The sequence below is a fragment of the Streptomyces sp. NPDC057963 genome (genome assembly GCF_042887155.1).
In the GTDB taxonomy this organism is placed as follows: Bacteria; Actinomycetota; Actinomycetes; order Streptomycetales; family Streptomycetaceae; genus Streptomyces.
The window spans coordinates 51980-67363 of sequence record NZ_JBHVPX010000027.1 but is presented as its reverse complement, the minus strand read 5'-3'; the positions used below and the strand labels follow the sequence as shown (position 1 = coordinate 67363).

15 protein-coding genes and 2 pseudogenes are annotated in these 15384 nt (G+C 66.6%); 8 read left to right on the top strand and 9 right to left on the bottom strand.

Going from position 1 to position 15384, the window contains the following annotated elements; all coding sequences use genetic code 11:
* The first annotated feature begins 74 nt into the window (after nucleotides 1–74).
* From ACFVT1_RS35740 to ACFVT1_RS35730, 3 genes and pseudogenes are all read left to right on the top strand, one after another.
* A complete protein-coding gene (locus tag ACFVT1_RS35740) occupies nucleotides 75–968 on the top strand; it encodes a helix-turn-helix domain-containing protein (protein WP_389803475.1) in 894 nt (297 codons plus the stop codon).
* Complete coding sequence (locus ACFVT1_RS35735; RefSeq protein WP_389803472.1) at nucleotides 965–1438, top strand: sigma factor-like helix-turn-helix DNA-binding protein; 474 nt, start codon at nucleotides 965–967, stop codon at nucleotides 1436–1438. Before ACFVT1_RS35740 ends, ACFVT1_RS35735 begins: the two co-directional genes overlap by 4 nt.
* Nucleotides 1439–1586: 148 nt before the next feature.
* Nucleotides 1587–2360 (top strand): annotated as a pseudogene (locus ACFVT1_RS35730) (SAM-dependent methyltransferase); the annotation flags it as partial.
* Between the two features lie 81 nt (nucleotides 2361–2441).
* Here ACFVT1_RS35730 and ACFVT1_RS35725 read toward each other — a convergent pair.
* The 3 genes and pseudogenes from ACFVT1_RS35725 to ACFVT1_RS35715 all read right to left on the bottom strand — a co-directional run bounded on the left by ACFVT1_RS35725 (nucleotide 2442) and on the right by ACFVT1_RS35715 (nucleotide 3658).
* A pseudogene (locus tag ACFVT1_RS35725) lies at nucleotides 2442–2890 on the bottom strand (DUF5753 domain-containing protein).
* A gap of 21 nt (nucleotides 2891–2911) precedes the next feature.
* Complete coding sequence (locus ACFVT1_RS35720) at nucleotides 2912–3334, bottom strand: helix-turn-helix domain-containing protein (protein ID WP_389803469.1); 423 nt, start codon at nucleotides 3332–3334, stop codon at nucleotides 2912–2914.
* A gap of 87 nt (nucleotides 3335–3421) precedes the next feature.
* Nucleotides 3422–3658, bottom strand: a complete 237-nt coding sequence (locus tag ACFVT1_RS35715; RefSeq protein WP_389803466.1) for a DUF397 domain-containing protein — start codon at nucleotides 3656–3658, stop codon at nucleotides 3422–3424.
* A 207-nt stretch (nucleotides 3659–3865) separates the two neighbouring features.
* On the opposite strand from ACFVT1_RS35715, the gene ACFVT1_RS35710 reads away from it, so the two are divergent.
* Both ACFVT1_RS35710 and ACFVT1_RS35705 read left to right on the top strand, forming a co-directional pair.
* The gene (locus ACFVT1_RS35710) at nucleotides 3866–4399 is read left to right on the top strand and encodes an ATP-binding protein (RefSeq protein ID WP_389803463.1); all 534 of its coding nucleotides are present in this window, start codon (nucleotides 3866–3868) and stop codon (nucleotides 4397–4399) included.
* A gap of 1374 nt (nucleotides 4400–5773) precedes the next feature.
* Nucleotides 5774–7288, top strand: coding sequence for a hypothetical protein (locus ACFVT1_RS35705; RefSeq protein WP_389803460.1), 1515 nt, complete (start codon nucleotides 5774–5776; stop codon nucleotides 7286–7288).
* A gap of 98 nt (nucleotides 7289–7386) precedes the next feature.
* Here the strand turns inward: ACFVT1_RS35705 and ACFVT1_RS35700 are convergent, their stop codons facing one another.
* Together ACFVT1_RS35700 and ACFVT1_RS35695 are read right to left on the bottom strand one after the other, a co-directional pair.
* Nucleotides 7387–8118: a transposase family protein gene (locus ACFVT1_RS35700; RefSeq protein WP_389803519.1), complete on the bottom strand. Its 732-nt coding sequence runs from the start codon at nucleotides 8116–8118 to the stop codon at nucleotides 7387–7389.
* Between the two features lie 647 nt (nucleotides 8119–8765).
* Nucleotides 8766–9131 carry a hypothetical protein gene (locus ACFVT1_RS35695; protein ID WP_389803457.1) on the bottom strand — a complete coding sequence of 122 codons (366 nt, stop codon included), beginning with the start codon at nucleotides 9129–9131 and terminating at the stop codon, nucleotides 8766–8768.
* A 146-nt stretch (nucleotides 9132–9277) separates the two neighbouring features.
* Between ACFVT1_RS35695 and ACFVT1_RS35690 the strand changes: the two genes are divergently transcribed.
* From ACFVT1_RS35690 to ACFVT1_RS35680, 3 genes are all read left to right on the top strand, one after another.
* Complete coding sequence (locus ACFVT1_RS35690) at nucleotides 9278–9604, top strand: transposase (RefSeq protein ID WP_389803454.1); 327 nt, start codon at nucleotides 9278–9280, stop codon at nucleotides 9602–9604.
* Nucleotides 9605–9751: 147 nt separating this feature from the next.
* On the top strand, nucleotides 9752–10405 hold the full coding sequence (locus ACFVT1_RS35685; RefSeq protein ID WP_389803451.1) for a hypothetical protein: 654 nt from the start codon (nucleotides 9752–9754) through the stop codon (nucleotides 10403–10405).
* Between the two features lie 925 nt (nucleotides 10406–11330).
* The gene (locus ACFVT1_RS35680) at nucleotides 11331–12560 is read left to right on the top strand and encodes a cytochrome P450 (RefSeq protein WP_389803448.1); all 1230 of its coding nucleotides are present in this window, start codon (nucleotides 11331–11333) and stop codon (nucleotides 12558–12560) included.
* A gap of 109 nt (nucleotides 12561–12669) precedes the next feature.
* On the opposite strand, the gene ACFVT1_RS35675 is transcribed toward ACFVT1_RS35680, so the two are convergent.
* From ACFVT1_RS35675 to ACFVT1_RS35660, 4 genes are read right to left on the bottom strand one after another with little or no spacing between them, the layout of a single operon-like run.
* Complete coding sequence (locus ACFVT1_RS35675) at nucleotides 12670–13926, bottom strand: cytochrome P450 (RefSeq protein ID WP_389803445.1); 1257 nt, start codon at nucleotides 13924–13926, stop codon at nucleotides 12670–12672.
* Nucleotides 13923–14540: an ATP/GTP-binding protein gene (locus ACFVT1_RS35670; RefSeq protein WP_389803442.1), complete on the bottom strand. Its 618-nt coding sequence runs from the start codon at nucleotides 14538–14540 to the stop codon at nucleotides 13923–13925. The genes ACFVT1_RS35675 and ACFVT1_RS35670 overlap by 4 nt, the downstream gene beginning before the upstream one ends.
* Nucleotides 14521–14877 (bottom strand): DUF742 domain-containing protein, encoded by a 357-nt coding sequence (locus ACFVT1_RS35665; protein WP_389803439.1) that lies wholly within the window; start codon nucleotides 14875–14877, stop codon nucleotides 14521–14523. Before ACFVT1_RS35665 ends, ACFVT1_RS35670 begins: the two co-directional genes overlap by 20 nt.
* Nucleotides 14874–15293: a roadblock/LC7 domain-containing protein gene (locus tag ACFVT1_RS35660; protein ID WP_389803436.1), complete on the bottom strand. Its 420-nt coding sequence runs from the start codon at nucleotides 15291–15293 to the stop codon at nucleotides 14874–14876. Before ACFVT1_RS35660 ends, ACFVT1_RS35665 begins: the two co-directional genes overlap by 4 nt.
* Between the last annotated feature and the right edge of the window lie 91 nt (nucleotides 15294–15384).

Sequence of the window (15384 nt, the reverse complement as noted above, 5' to 3'; positions counted from 1 at the left end):
GTCTCGCCTGCCGTCGCCGTGCTCAGCGCCAGCGTGACGGTCAACGGCGCCAGCCGCCCCAGAACTCGCTCCCCATGGGGCGTTCCATCGCGGAGGAGCTGTACAGCCTCGCGTTCGACTTGCTGGAGGCGGAGTACAGGGGGGCCGGTCTGGAAGAGCTGTTGGAAAGGTCTCGTGCACTGACGAAGGAGACGGACTGCTACGTCAGTGCGGCTGTACGCGATGCGCGGCAAAGCGGCCTCGGCTGGGAAGTGGCGGCGAGGTCCGCCTCGGTGAGCGTGGCGACGGCGCGGGCCCGCTGGGGTGAGATGAAGGTGAAGCGCCGGCTGGCGGTGCGGTCGGTGGAGCGGGCAGCTACCCGGCAGGCCCCGGCTCCGATTCCGGATGTTCGTCCCAGGGAAGGCCGTGAAGCGGCAGGCCGGGCCTCCCGGCATCTGGCGGCAGCTCTGTCGCAGTTGCATCAGAGCTCGGGGCTGCTGATCCGGCAGATCGCCCGGAACACGGAGCTGTCCCCTTCCTATGTATCGCGGATCCTGTCCGTGGACCGCACGCCCAGCTGGCCGGTGGTGCAGCAGATAGTGGAGGTACTCGGGGGTGACCCACTGGAATTGCGTGCGCTGTGGGAGATCACGGAGGGAGTTCCGCCGACACCGCAGGACTTCATCGAGGCAGCCACCCGCCTCAACGGCTTGCTGCGAGGACTGCATCTGGCGGCTGGCTGCCCCGGCGTACAGGAGGTGTGCGAGCAGAGCAACGGACAACTCGCCCCGGAGACGGTGGAAGAGATTCTTGCCGGGACCGAGGTGCCCAGCTGGGAAAGGACAGGCCGTTTCGTCAGTGCAGTGGGTGGATACCCGGCCGACATCCGCCCGCAGTGGGAAGCGGTCTACAACTCCATCCTCGGCGCCTGCGATCCTGCGCCCAAAGCGGCAGCAGAGGGAGATCCGGAGCAAGGACAGGCGTGGTGACCGCGGCGCCTCGCGCGGCACGGCGGGGGCGCGGCCTCGCCCGCACCACAGGCAATCCGCTGGCGCTGGGATACAAGGCCTTCTGCCTGCGCAACCAGGACCGTTACGTCCAGTACGCCAGAGCCAGGTCCCTCGAACCGGGCCGCGCCCGGGCCGTGGTGGAATCCGTTCTGCAGGCACTGGTGGAGCAATGGCCGCGGATCATGAGCGGCGACCGGCCGGCCTCCGAGGCGTGGAAGGTGCTCGTTTCCCATGTCGCAGCAGCAGCCCGGGACACCCAGGTAGCCCCCGGCGGCCATGGACGCGACACCGTGCACAGAACCCTGCCCGGACAGCAGGCGGACATCGTACTGCTGCGCTACCGACTGTCGTTGAGCACTGCGGAGACAGCGGACCTGATGGGTCTGGGAGTCCCGGAAGTGACGGCTTCACTCAGGAGGGGGATGTCGATACTGCTCAATCCTGCGTGAAACATCCGGTGTGCGTCGGAGCCACCCCCAGGACTCCGGCGCACGCCGGGCGTGTGTCATATGCGCATGTCACATGGCTTTCTGCTGCTGACCCCACTTCGTGTGAGCGCCGTATCAGTCTTGCTGCAATCCCAGTGGTTAACGTGGGATGCTCACTGGTGACCGGGGCAGCCAGCGGGGATACGTGGGTGAGTACGCAATGGGACTCGGGCCGAAACCGCTGGCCAGGACAGTCGATGTCACTGTGGCAGGCGTTGCCCGGATGTACGATTTTCTCCTGCGTGGCAAAGACAGCTATCCGGCTGACCGGGCCGGGTGCGAAGCCCTCGTTGACGTGATGCCCAACGCAGTAGCACTGGCCGAAGCCCAAAGGGCCTTCGCGCTCGCCGCAGTAAAGCACCTGGCCTCACGCCACGCAGTACGCCAGTTCCTCGACTTCGGCTGCGGATTTACCACGCGGGTCAACACCCATCAAGTCGCCCAGCAGGTCGACTGGTCCAGCCGCGTCGTCTACATCGACAAGGACCCCATGGTCGTCGCCCACGGCAGGGCCCTGCTGGACGAACACGGCCGTACCGCGGTCGTACAAGGAGACTTACTCGACGGCGACGTTCTGTTTGCCCACCGTCAGGTCAAACGGCTCATCAACCTCAAAAAGCCCGTGGCAGTCTTGATGACATCCGTGCTCCACTGCATTCCCGACGAAGACCAGCCGGGCGCGGCGCTGCGCAGCCTGCTGGCCTGCCTTCCCGCCGGGAGCTTTCTCGTGCTCAGCCAGTGGGTCAGCGCGGATCCCCGGATGCGCGAGCGCGTCGCGCACGTCATGCGCCATTCGACAGACGCCGTTTGGGGCAAGGTCCGCACCCTGGATGAGGTCGGCAGCTTCTTCGCGGGGCTGTCGCTGGAGGAACCTGGCCTGGGAGATATCTCCGCCTGGGCTTGCACGGAACACACGCACAGCCAACCACGGGGTGTGTTCGAGTACGGGGGGGGTAGGCCGGATTCACTGATAGTACTCCAGGGCGGCGACCAGCATCCTGCGGGTCTCCTCGGGGCTCTGCGCGGTCGTCGACAACGGGTCCAGCAGCGCCCTGAAGTGCTCCGTCTCCTTCGGCCGGTCCAGGTACTGGGCTCCCAGCGAGTTCTCCAGGTAGACAATGTCGGGCAGGTCGAGCGGGAACCGGATCAATGTGACCGGTGTGCCCACCGTGATGAAGTCCCTGGGAACGATCTGCAGTGTGATCCGCGGGTGATCGTCAGGTTGATCAAGTGCTTGATCTGTCCCCGCATGACCGCCCGGGATCCGATCGGGCGTTCCAGAAAACTGCTGTCGATGAGTGCCCACAGCCTGGGGCCACTCTTCCGCCTGAGAATCTTCTGCCGTTCGCCTCGGAGACGGACCCGCGCTTCGATGTCGACACGGTCCGCAAAGGGGAAGCCGGCCTCGGTCACGGCGAATGCGTACCGCTGCGTCTACAAGAGCCCCGGAACAAGCTGCACCTCGTAGGTCCAGATGACCTCGGCCCCTTCTTGAAGGCCGATCAGTTTGTCGAACCACTCCGGGACGATGCTGCGGTACCGCTCCCACCAGCCCGGCCTCTTCGACAGCTCCACCAGTTCGGCTGCCGCGGCCTGCTCCATGGGGTGAGCGCCGTACAGACCAAGCAGGTCCAGGGCATCGCGTTCCTTCAGCGGTGACTTCCCGCACTCAAGCTGGCTGATCTTCGACTCGTGGCAGCGGATATGAACAGCGGCCCGCGCGGGGGAAATCCCGGCCGCTTCACGCAGCCTTCGCAGCCGGGCGCCAATCGTGATGCGCAGCACGGTGGAACTCGAACCGGGTTCCGAGAGCATCCGGTCCAGGGACGGGGAACCGGGGCTCAGGATTTCGGACATGGGGGCTCCTGCGGTGGGACATGAGGAGCTGAATTGTCCCATGCAGGAGCCCCGACAACGCCAAGAAAGCGTTATGTCCGACTATCGTCAGTTGGTGAAGGAAGCGAAGTCGCCGTCCTTGGCACCGGAGACGAATGCGTCGATCTCCGCACGCGTGTACACCAGTGCGGGACCGTTCGTGTAGCGAGAGTTCCGCACGGCAACAGCGCCGTCCGGAAGTGCAGCCAACTCTACACAGTTGCCCTCATGGACGCTGTGCCGACTTTTCACCCAGGCAACCCCATCGAGTGAATCGGCGGAAATCCCATTGCGGTAAACACTCATTGCCCCTGCACTCCTTCGCCTCTTGCTTCCACGACATCCAGAGCTGTCGCGCTCGTTGAACCCCGCCGCCACCCCCTCCCTTCATTGTGCAATTCCCGATGCAATTGCATGGGCGGGATTTTGGGCCGGATACTAGCCATGCGAGCCGACGGCTGAACCGAGTAATTGATCATTCATCAGGGGGCACGAGTGGCGCGAATACCAGGCGTGATCACCGATTGTCACGAAACCGGTGATACGGAACTGGCCGACCTGGCCGGAGTGATCCCACTCAAAATTGGTAACCTCCTCCTCTCAAACCCCCCGGACTGGGGCCTTGCCCCAGGCGTGAGTACCGCGGGCTTCGCCGCAAGAAGCGTGGGCGCCCAGGCGTCATCCGGCGCGCGGGTGCGAGCGTTCACCCGTGCGGTCATGGAGCAATGGAATGTGAACGCGGGTGTGGACGCGGTCGAGGCCGTGGCCTGGGAACTGGTGGCCAACTCCGTTCAACACGCACTGCGTGGCGATGGACAGGGCGGCGCAGAACGCACCGCCTGGCTGGGACTGGTGCACAGGGAAGAGGCAGTCGTATGCGCTGTCACCGACACCAGCCGCACGCCGCCACGGTTACGGCCACACGAACCAATGAACTGCGACGGTAGAGGACTGCAACTGGTGAACCGGCTCAGCGCGGACTGGGGATGGTCGATTTCCCCCAGCGGAGCCAAGACGGTGTGGGCTCGTGTGCCGACAACATTGTGAAGCGCCCGCATCCGCCCCCGCTGAACTCGAGAAGACTCTGGTGGCCGCGTTCGCCGCCGTCACGGACCACTACCGAGAGCACTGAGAGCGCGGGAGCGGTCTTGAGAGAAGGCAGCGAAGGCCGGGGGCGGCACCATCCCGGGCATCGGGTGGTGCCGCAACTACTCGCCGTCGCAGCAGCACGGATAGCCATGAGCGGCCGACAGGTCTCCCCGTTGATCACAGAGTACGGATGGTCGTGATGTCGGTGTCCGCGGCGGCATGGGCGGCGCACGCGAGCGAGCCGCAGACCAGGGCCTCGTATGAGAACTGGCGGCCCCCGATCCTGTGGGCTGCCGTACTCGTCCGCGTCGAGCCGGACCACCTGCTCCTCAACGACACCAGCGGTCGCGGAGACTTCGTGCTACCCGGCGCCCCGATCACCGGCCGCCAAGGTCCGGTGAAGGCCGCACGCCTCGCTCTGTTCGCCCCTGCGCGGCGTAGTACATACGCCGCGCAGCACAGGCCCTGGCGGGCCGGAAGAAGAATCCGAGATGATTCAACGCTATGTAGATGCCGCTGTTGTTCTCCCGCGAACGGCTGAAGTCATCGCCGCGCGCGTGGCCACGCTCTACGAGCAGCACGAAACCGAAGGCCCGACCGCGCCGGTGCTGGAACTGGGAATCTTCGAACGCGTGGGATCAAACCGGCTGTCCGATTCTCTGCGTGCGGCAATGCCTCAGCACAACGAGCCCTTCCGGCAGCATGCCTCAACCACGCCTGAACGGCAGAGTCCGCGGAGAGACGGGTACGCGGGGTTCGGCGAGCGGCACGGAGAAACGGACCGATGGCAACACCGGCACGGCGCTCCGTGCCGACTCAACAGGCACCCCCGGGTCTGTCTGGCGGAAGGATGCGAGCGCTCTGCCACCCGACGGTGAAATCAGCCACCCTAACGGAGTAATGCCAGACAGTTGCTGGAATAGTACATTAAGTCTTGTAACGAAGACGGTAAGTGACTGAGCTGCAGATTGCCCATGTCCGAGCGCCCCACGCGGTTTGCCCAGCAGCAGACTCTCGAAGAGGGGTCGGCCTGGCCGCTTCTTTTTCCCACCTCAAGGGCGTGACCAGCTTAGGGAACACGTAGCTGGTTGACGCCCGACGTCGTATCAGCCACGGCCCGATGAGCGGTCCGGTAGACGGCCGTCTTCCTCTGCCCGGTTGCGACCGGCTCCGGGGCCGCCGGTATCCCTCAACGGGCCTGCGCCAGCGCGACTTCGTTCGCTGCGGCTGGCGAGCCAGCACACCACCACCCCGGGCGCAACGGCGCCGAAGAGGCACAGTGCACACCGCCGCTGTCACCACCCCACCCCACCTCACACCAGGAGTTGAACCATGAGTAGATGCGGCTGCAGGCAGTCCCCGATCGTCATCGGCGGCTGTCAGCCCACCGGAGCGGCCTGTCTCCCCGTCGGCGTCCTCTGTCCCGGCTCCAAGCCGTGCCAGCACTGTGAGACGACCCCACTGTGCGATTCCGCACCGTACCGGGTCGCAGCGACCGCCGACAGCACCGACCCGACGCCCTACTACACCATCGCCAACACCCATGCCGCACTGGACCCTGTCGTCGCTCAGACCATCCTGAACGGCGGTACAGGCACGTTCCCGGCTGACAACGGCACACACAACGGCCAACACACCTGGCTCGCCGGTGTCGTGCACATCGACCCCGCGTCACTGTGCGGCAACCCCACCAGCCTCACGATCAGTGCCTCGGTCCATGTCCACAACAACGGCCCGAACGCGGCCTGCCAGCTCTACGGTCGCTTCGCCCTGTGGAACGGCACGACCCCGATCCGCACCGATCTCCTGGGCCCACCCAATCTACCGGCGGGTGGTGACGACAACGGCGTCATCCCACCGACCACCGTGTCCCTCGCGGACGTCCTCGCGGGAAGGATCGTCGTCGAGCTCAACCTCGAAACAGGCAACGACGACACCTGCCGAGTCGGCCCCAAGCAGTGGACCGTCGACAGCTTCGTCCTCACTGTCCAGGCATCAGCCCCGGGCTGCGGCAGGCCGTTCCTCCGTACAACCTGCCGCAACTGCGACGGCGCGATCACATGCACGACCGACACCCTCGACGGCGCGACCCCCTACACCCCGGTCCCGCCGGTTATCCCGGTCGCCTCCTGCCAGGAAGGATGCTCCACCGCCCGGCCCCCGTGCATCTCCACCGACCTGGGCAACGCCATCACCCGGGGCAGCGACGGGTGTCTGTACGCGCCCGACACACCCGCTCTGGACCCGTCCCCGTGCAACGCCGCGCGGAACACGGCCGGCGGGCTACTCGTACCGCGGGTCGACCTGATGGGCATCGCGCCGGGCGGCAACAGCAGCCTCGAACGGTCGGTGGACATCGACATCGCCGAGATGCCCGGCTGCCCCGAAAAGTGGAGGATTGGCGCCCGCCTCACGCCGGTGAGCGCGTTCCTCAACGCCGAGCGGCAGCATGCCAACCTCCTGGCCGAGATCGGTACCGACGTGCCGATCCCTGAGTCCGACATCGTGCTCCCGGAGGCCGGGATGTACCACATCGACAGCGATGTACGGTACGCGCTCGGTACCGCCACCGGCGGTAGCGGCTACATCATCGGCTGGCTCAGGGACGAGACGACAGACACCCTCCTGACGAGCTTCACCCAGATCGCGGCGATCAACGCGGCAGGGCAGGAGCATCAGGGCGGAACCACACACATCATGACCGAGTACACCGCCATGTCCGGCCTCCGGACGGTCCGCCTGCACCTGATGTTCGTCCTCACCGGCGGTAGGATCACCGACGCCGAGGCCGGCGGTACCGACAGCAACGGGGCGACCCGGATGCGTTTCCTCAAAGTCAGGGATTAAAGCAGCCCGAGGCTTGGACAAGGACGCGTCGCGCCATATCTACCACCTCTCCCGATCAGTCGGCTCTCCTTGGCCAGGGCCGTGAGCCTTTTCCAACCTCACTCTGACGCGTGATGAACGACGAGGACGGCCTGGGCGATCGCCGTGATGCGGTTGGTGCTGCAGCGGAGCTTCCGCAGGAGGCGCCAGCCCGTCAGCACGGGCATGGCCTGCTCGCCGACGCAGCGGATCTTGGCGTGCGTGCTGTTGTGCCGGCGCTGCCACCACTTGAGGCGACGTCCGCGGAAGGGCATCCGGATGGATCCGCCGGCACCCTGATACGCCTTGTCGGCCCAGCACTTGAGGCCCGCCTCGGCAGGCGCGTCGACGATGCCGTGGGTGGAGCCGGGCAGCGCCGGCGAGGCCCACAGCAGCCGCCCGAAGGGATCGGTGAGGACTTGCACGTTCATGCCGTGCCGCTTGTGTTTGCCCGAGCAGTACGGGGTATCGGCGGCGATCCGGTCGATCGGCAGCAGGGTCCCGTCCAGGATCATGAACGCTTTGGTCCGCGCGATGTGCATCGCCTCGGCCAGGGTGGGCGCGAGGCCGGCCAACGCCTCGACCGCCTCGTGTATGCAGCGGTATACGGTCGCGATACCGATGCCGAACCCCGCGGCGAGCTGGGCGTACGTGTCACCGCATCGCAGATGGGCCAGGGCGAGGAGAGCCTGACGACCGGCGGTCAGACGCCGCCACCGGGTCCCGATCTCCCCACGCCGCACAGCGAGCCGTTCGGTCAGGCACCGCAGCGTGCGACTGGACAGGTCGATCGACGACGGGCAGACAAGCACACGAAGCTCCTGGTAGCTGCGGGCGATCTTGGTCGAGAACCCGTCCACCAGGAGCTTCGCCGTTCCGCAGAACCGTCCAACACGCGGCCATCAGCATCAGGTTGGAAAAGGCTCACTGCTCGTTTTGCTGTCTGAACAGCCTGCACTGGCTGCCGCGAGCAGCAGGACGTTAGCAATGAAATGACGGCGAATAATCAGGAAGACCCCCAAAGCAGTGTCGACAACACCGCGAACCCACTGCCCTTCCTCGACGCGCGTGCGCGGACAATCAGCCGACCGCCCGTAGGAAGGACATCAGCTGTCCCCAGGTTTGAAGCTCACAGAGGTGGCCTTGGCTCTCAGCGCGCACCCGTCGGGAACGGCGAGAGCGGTGACCTGTTGACCGGGGGCCCGAGCCGCGCCCCGCGGCGGATCGCTGGACAGCACGGGGTAAGGAGATTGCGGTCACCGTGGAACGTCGGATACCGATGCCGCTGAGAAACTCATCGACAAACACTGCTGCTGAAAGTGAACGAAGCCAGACAGCGGTGGTGTCCCGTCTGCGCCAGGCCAAGGTGCTGCCCGCCACCAAGTGGGTGCAGTGGCGGGCAGCATTCGGCGTTGGCTACGGCCGAGCCGCGGCCGTGAGCCTCGGGGTGGCTGGGTAGTCAGCAGGTAGCTGCGCTGGAAATGCGCACTGCATCGAGCTGGCCGCCCGTGACACCGAAGGACTGCTGCGGAGGGATACACGTTGTCCCGCCACCGACCCAGCGAATGTATGCGACATCATCGTGGCGGGTGTTCACTACGGTGAGCGGCGCCGTCGGCTTGGAGGGCAGCGCCTGCCAGGTCGATGTCACATCCTGGAACTGGCCGATGATGCTGCCGTTCTTGATGAAACAGACGTAAGGGTATGCACACGTTGCCGTGGTTCCCTGTTCGTTAGCGCTGGCCACCGTGGCCGTGCTCATGAGCGCCGCCCCGGTAATGGCGAGCGTGGCTATCCCTGCTCTGAGCTTCTTGGTCGACCGCATGATCTCTCCCCTGTTGGATTGCAACCACACACACATATATGCCATATGCGCGACAAGCGGTCAGTGGGAATCAAGTCACCTTCGGCAAAGCAGGGGTGAACCGCCCCGGGATCGGTGGAGGCTCGGTTTCATGAAAGGTTCGATTCATGGCACGACCTTCCCATTATCCCCTTGAGCTGCGGCGCCGTGCGGTGCGCATGGCCACCGAGGTGCGCGACGACCACCCGAACAAGACGGCCGCTTTGCAGGTGGTGACCGAGAAGCTCGGCATCGGGTCCCGCGAGACGCTGCGGAACTGGGTGAAGCAGCACGAGATCGACGCGGGGACGCGACCTGGGACGACGACAGAAGAGTCTGCCCACCTCAAGGCATTGAAGAAGGAGAACGCCGAACTCAAGCGGGCTAACGAGATCCTGAAGGCTGCGGCGAGTTTCTTCGCGGCCGAGCTCGACCAGCCACACACACGCTCGTAGCATTCATCGACGAGCACCGGGGCCGCTTCGGCGGCGTCGACCCGATCTGCAGAACCCTCACCGGACACGACTGCAAGATCGCCCCTTCCACGTACTACGCCCAATTTGCCCCTTGCCACCTGCCGACAGACCGATCTTGAACGTTGGATGACCAGCGACGACGCCCGTCTTCGCCAGGAGGCAGGCCACTTCGTGCGCTGGGCTCTGGCCCAGAAGATCGCCCGCGATCTCAGCTTCCCGGCCGAGCGTTGGAACGGCCCCTCCCAGCCGATGGACGACGAAGCCCGCTGGGCCACCGCCCGACGCCTGCTGCACGACGACACTCTCAGGCACGAAGACCGCCTCGCCGGCCTGCTGTTGCTCCTCTATGCCCAGTGGCCAGCTGTGATCTCCCGGCTCACCGTCGACCACATCGACGAGACGGACGGAGGCGTCCGCATCCACCTCGGCGCCGTCCCGGTCGAGCTTCCCGCACCCGTCGCTGAACTGGCGCTCCAACAGGTCGAGGTTCGCCGCAGCCATGCCGTCCTCGGCCGCACCGACTCGCCCTGGCTCTTCCCCGGAGGCCAGCCCGGCCGCCCGATCAGTGCCTGGGCCATGGGCGAACGGCTCCGCAAACTCGGCATCCGGCTCGCCGAGGCCCGCTCGACCGCGTTGTTCCAGCTCGCTACCGAACTGCCCGCCGCTGTCCTCGCCCGCACCCTCGGCGTCGACATCACGGTTGCCGTCAAATGGCAGCGAGCCGCCGCCGGTGACTGGGGCGCCTACGCAGCCGAGATCAGCCGAAGGAATAGCTCATGAAATGCGCCGTCGACGGCGGAGAGAGGGCATCGCGGTGCTTCGCCGAGAACCGTGGACCAGCTCAGGCGCACCATGGAACACGGCAAGCGTGCGGCGCCATGCCTTCCGGACACAGAGTCTTGATCACTGTCTTGCGGATCGCTCGCCATGTCCGCAGGGAACACCTCAGGTGGACCCGCAGCTCAACCGCTTCCCGGTCGCCGCTGTTCTGACCATGATGTTCGAGGGCCCACTGTTCTGCCAGAAGGTCGTACATCTCAGCGGTCGTGAGGTCGCTATCGGGATAGGTGCGTGCAACGTCCAACCTGACGATCTGGGCACTCCGGGAACCTGCAGTCCGGTCGACAATGTCCCTGACCCATGCCAGCCCCTGCTCGTCTGCGTACAAGCCGAACCTCAGATTTCGCGTCCTCATGATGGCGCAAACCTACTGATCATCAGCCTTCGGTGGCAACGCTTTAACTCTCAATGGCCAGGGCGTGAGGCAGGCATTCCGAGAGTTCCAATACCCGATCCCACCGTTAGCGGTCTATCCCGAGGACATGCTCCGGCACTACCGGCTTTCCTCGCCCGGCGCTGCCCTCACCCTGCGCCGACCCCTCGACTAGGTCCTGACCGACCGCCCGAGCGACTGCGCCACGCACCAAGCAGGACTTCATGGACCGGCCGAAAGGCACATGCTCGAAGGCCGGGCGGCGTCGGCCGATTGAGCCCTGCTGTCCACGGCGGACGCTGCCGCCCCCGAGGTGCAGGCAAAAAAGGCATGGGCCGATACGACGGCACGGCCGCTTTGGCCGAGTTCAAGTGGCGGTTTTCAGCCAACGGTTGCTGGTGGGGCAGCCAGGGAGGCGATGAGGGCTGTATTGGCTGACTATTGATCAATTACCTTGTGTCGTAAGCCAGTCACTGACCTTGAGGGAGCCCCATGTCCACCGCGCAGCAGGTGCCCGATATCCTCTCGCCCGAGTTCGCCGCGGACCCCTACCCGGCGTACCGTCTGATGCGCGACGCCGCGCCCCTCATCTGGCACGAGGCCACGCAGAGTTACATCATCTCGCGCTACGAGGACGTCGAGCGCGTCTTCAAGGACAAGAACGGCGAGTTCACCACCGACAACTACGACTGGCAGATCGAGCCCGTGCACGGCAAGACGATCCTCCAGCTCAGCGGCCGTGAGCACGCCGTGCGCCGCGCCCTCGTCGCCCCCGCCTTCCGCGGCGCTGACCTCCAGGAGAAGTTCCTCCCCGTCATCGAGCGCAACTCGCGCGAACTGATCGACACCTTCCGGAACTCCGGCTCCGCCGACCTGGTCAACGACTACGCCACCCGCTTCCCCGTCAACGTGATCGCCGACATGCTGGGCCTCGACAAGGCGGACCACGCGCGCTTCCACCATTGGTACACGTCCGTCATCGCCTTTCTCGGCAACCTCTCGGGTGACCCCGAGGTGGCCGCGGCGGGCGAGCGGACCCGTGTCGAGTTCGCCGAGTACATGCTGCCGATCATCCGGGAACGCCGCGAGAACCTGGGCGACGACCTGCTGTCCACACTGTGCGCCGCCGAGGTCGACGGTGTGCGGATGAGCGACGAGGACATCAAGGCGTTCTGCAGCCTGCTGCTCGCCGCCGGCGGCGATACCACCGACAAGGCGATCGCCAGCATCTTCGCGAACCTGCTGCTCCACCCCGACCAGCTCGCCGCCGTCCGCGCGAACCGCGACCTGATCCCGCGGGCCTTCGCCGAGACCCTGCGATACACCCCGCCCGTCCACATGATCATGCGGCAGTCCGCGACCGAGGTGAAGCTCAGCGGCGGCACCATACCCGCCGGCGTCACCGTCACCTGCCTGATAGGCGCCGCCAACCGCGACGAGAGCCGCTACCGCGACCCCGACCGCTTCGATATCTTCCGCGACGACCTGACGACCACGACCGCCTTCTCCGCCGCCGCCGACCACCTCGCCTTCGCGCTCGGCCGGCACTTCTGCGTCGGCGCGCTGCTCGCGAAGGCGGAGGTCGAGACCGGCGTCAGCCAGCTGCTGGACGCCATGCCCGACATACGCCTCGCAGACGGCTTCGACCCGGTTGAGGAAGGCGTCTTCACCCGCGGACCGCAGCGCCTGCCGGTGCGGTTCACGCCCGTGACAGCCGCCTGACCGCCTCGCCGGCACCACCGCCGAGGTGATGGGCCCCGCCCAGGGACTCATGTGCCCCCGCTGCCGCACCACCGGGTGGGCCGGGCAGCCGCACGACCGGTCGCCCGCCCTACTGCACCACCGGTGTGAACTGCACCGGCAGCGCCGTCAGCCCCCGCATCCAGATCGACGGACGCCAGGTCAGCGTCTCCGGCTCCACCGAAAGCACCAGGTCGGGCAGCCGCTCCAGCAGCGTCTCGACCGCCGTCCGCGCCATCACGTCCGCCAGCAGCGGTGCCGGATAGGGGCAGCGGTGCTCGCCGTTGCTGAACGACAGGTGCGCGGCGTTCTCCGCGCCCACATGCGAATCGGGCCAGATCTGCGGATCGGTGTTGGCCGCGGCCAGCCCCAGCACCAGGCAGTCGCCCGCCCGGATCTGCCGCCCGCCCAGCTGGGTGTCCCGAACGGCCCAGCGCCCGATGAAGTTCTGCGTCGGCGTGTCCAGCCACAGCGCCTCGTTGAGCGCCTCGCCCACACTGAGCCGGCCGCCCGACACGTTCACCGCGAACCGTTCGTCCGTCAGCAGCAGCCGCAGCGTGTTGCAGATCCAATTCGCGGTCGGCTGCTGCGCCGCGGCGATCACAGAGATCAGGTCCTGGACGATCTCCTCGTCCGTCAGTCCCGCCGGATCCAGCAGCATGCGCGAGGTGACGTCCGGACCGGGGCTTTCCCGCTTGTCCTTCACCAGCTGCCGCAGCCGCTCGCCCACGCGCCCGTACGCCGCCACCGGGTCGTCGCCCTCCGCCGCGTCCAGCGAGACCCGCAGGTCCTCGACGAGCTGCTGGGTGTCCTCACCCGAGGTCGGCATCCCGCATATCTGCACCACGGCCCGCATCGGCAGGGCGTGCGCGTAGCCGGTCATCAGCTCCGCCTGCCCGCTGCCCGCGAATTCGGCGATGAGCCGGTCGGCGATCAGCTGGCAGTTGCGCGCCAGCTCGAACTGGTCGACGCCCTCCAGCGCCTGAGTGATCACTCCGGCCCGCCGCCGGTGCTCGTCGCCCTCGGTGAACAGCACCGACGGCTGGTAGCCGACGTACGGCAGCAGCGGCCAGTCCGCCGGGATGTTCTCCCACTGGTTCCAGCGCCGGGAGTCCCGCGCGAACAGCTCGTCGTGGCTGGTCACGTACGAAACCTCGGAATAGCCGAGTACCAGCCAGGCCGGGATGTCCCCGTCGAGCAGCACCGGCGCGACCGCGCCGTGCTCGCGGCGCATCGCGCGGTACAGCTGCGACGGCGTCTGCTGGTACTCGAGCCCCGCCAGGCGCACCGCGTCGGTGTGGGCGGGGCAGCCCGGCGGAGCCGGTTGCGCGGAAGAGAGGTCGGTCATGGGGTCGCCTCCTGGGCCATCGCCAGTTCGTACAGGTGGTCCACGAGGGTGACCAGCACGTCCTTGCCGGACTGCCGGACCCGCGCGTCGCAGTCGAGCATCGGCACGTGCTCGGGCAGCGCGAGCGCCTGGCGGATCTCCTCCAGGGAGTACCGGTGGGTGTCGTCGTCGAACCGGTTGACGGCCACCACAAATGGCGTCCTGTGGTGCTCCAGCCGGTCTATCGCGTACCAGGAGTCGTTCATCCGGCGCGTGTCCACGAGCACCACGGCACCCAGCGTTCCGGAGAACAGCCTGTCCCACAGGAACCAGAAGCGTTCCTGGCCCGGCGCGCCGAAGAGGTACAGCACCATGCGTTCGTTGAGGCTGATCCGCCCGAAGTCGAACGCCACCGTCGTGGTCGTCTTCGTCGCGACCGCACTTGTCTCGTCGACGCCGACGCCGGCCTGCGTCATCACCTCCTCGGTGTTCAGCGGTCGGATCTCGCTCACCGAGCGGACCAGGGTCGTCTTGCCGACACCGAAACCGCCCACGATGACGATCTTCAGGCCGGTTTCCGCCGCGTCGGCCAGTGGCGTGCGGTGGGGAGGCAGCTCAGAGGTTGCGGAGCCCATGGAGCACCTCCTTGAGAAGGGCGGAATCGGGGAGCGAGGCGACGGACTGCGCCGCGCGCGGGTGGCGGGCGGTGATGCGGCCCATGTCGAGTAGGTCGCCGAGCAGGATCCGCACCACCGTGATGGGCAGTTTCAGCTCCGCGGCGATCTCGACGACGGCCGTGGGGTGTTGGCACAGCTCCAGGATCCGGGCGTGCTCCGACTGCATTCCCGCCGTGGGCCGGCACTCACTGACGATCAGGGTGACCAGGTCGAAGGAGTCGTCTGCGCGGCTCCGGCCGGCCGTGACCGTGTAGAGCCGGTCGGGGGCACCGGTGTCCACGGGCTTGCGCATCACGACGCGGTACTCCCCGGAACGGGCTCTCGGGGCTCGGCGCGCAGGTGCTCGCCGATCTGCTCCACCAAGTCCGTCATCTGATGGCCCACCACTCCGGGGTCTGCGTCCTCCTCGGCGAGGACGGCCAGATGCGCTCCCTCGCCGGCCTCCACGATGAACAGCAGGCCGCCGTGGAACTCGGTCATGGACTGCCGGACGCCGCCGGTGCCGTCGCCGAACTCCATTGACGCGCCTTGGGCCAAGGCCTGCATGCCGGAGCAGATCGCCGCCAGCTGGTCTCCCTGGTCGAGCGTCAGATGTTCGGTCCAGCAGAGCTTCAGGCCGTCCCGGGACAGGGCCAGAGCGTGCCGGGTGCCGGGGGTGCGCTCAAGGAGGCTCTGAAGGAGCCAGGTGAGGCTGTTGTCGGTGGTCTGCATGATGGGTGATGGGACGGTGGTGCCGGTTGACCGGTCACCGGCCCGTTCCTCCAATCTCAGGAACTCGAACGAGCGGGAAGTGGGCGCCGAC

Bases quoted from the DNA above. Each gene is read 5' to 3' on its own strand.
- ACFVT1_RS35740 (WP_389803475.1), top strand. From the start codon at position 75: ATGGGGCGTTCCATCGCGGAGGAGCTGTACAGCCTCGCGTTCGACTTG.
- ACFVT1_RS35720 (WP_389803469.1), bottom strand. From the start codon at position 3,334: ATGTCCGAAATCCTGAGCCCCGGTTCCCCGTCCCTGGACCGGATGCTC.
- ACFVT1_RS35715 (WP_389803466.1), bottom strand. From the start codon at position 3,658: ATGAGTGTTTACCGCAATGGGATTTCCGCCGATTCACTCGATGGGGTT.
- ACFVT1_RS35705 (WP_389803460.1), top strand. From the start codon at position 5,774: ATGAGTAGATGCGGCTGCAGGCAGTCCCCGATCGTCATCGGCGGCTGT.
- ACFVT1_RS35695 (WP_389803457.1), bottom strand. From the start codon at position 9,131: ATGCGGTCGACCAAGAAGCTCAGAGCAGGGATAGCCACGCTCGCCATT.
- ACFVT1_RS35690 (WP_389803454.1), top strand. From the start codon at position 9,278: ATGGCACGACCTTCCCATTATCCCCTTGAGCTGCGGCGCCGTGCGGTG.
- ACFVT1_RS35685 (WP_389803451.1), top strand. From the start codon at position 9,752: ATGACCAGCGACGACGCCCGTCTTCGCCAGGAGGCAGGCCACTTCGTG.
- ACFVT1_RS35680 (WP_389803448.1), top strand. From the start codon at position 11,331: ATGTCCACCGCGCAGCAGGTGCCCGATATCCTCTCGCCCGAGTTCGCC.
- ACFVT1_RS35675 (WP_389803445.1), bottom strand. From the start codon at position 13,926: ATGACCGACCTCTCTTCCGCGCAACCGGCTCCGCCGGGCTGCCCCGCC.
- ACFVT1_RS35670 (WP_389803442.1), bottom strand. From the start codon at position 14,540: ATGGGCTCCGCAACCTCTGAGCTGCCTCCCCACCGCACGCCACTGGCC.
- ACFVT1_RS35660 (WP_389803436.1), bottom strand. From the start codon at position 15,293: ATGCAGACCACCGACAACAGCCTCACCTGGCTCCTTCAGAGCCTCCTT.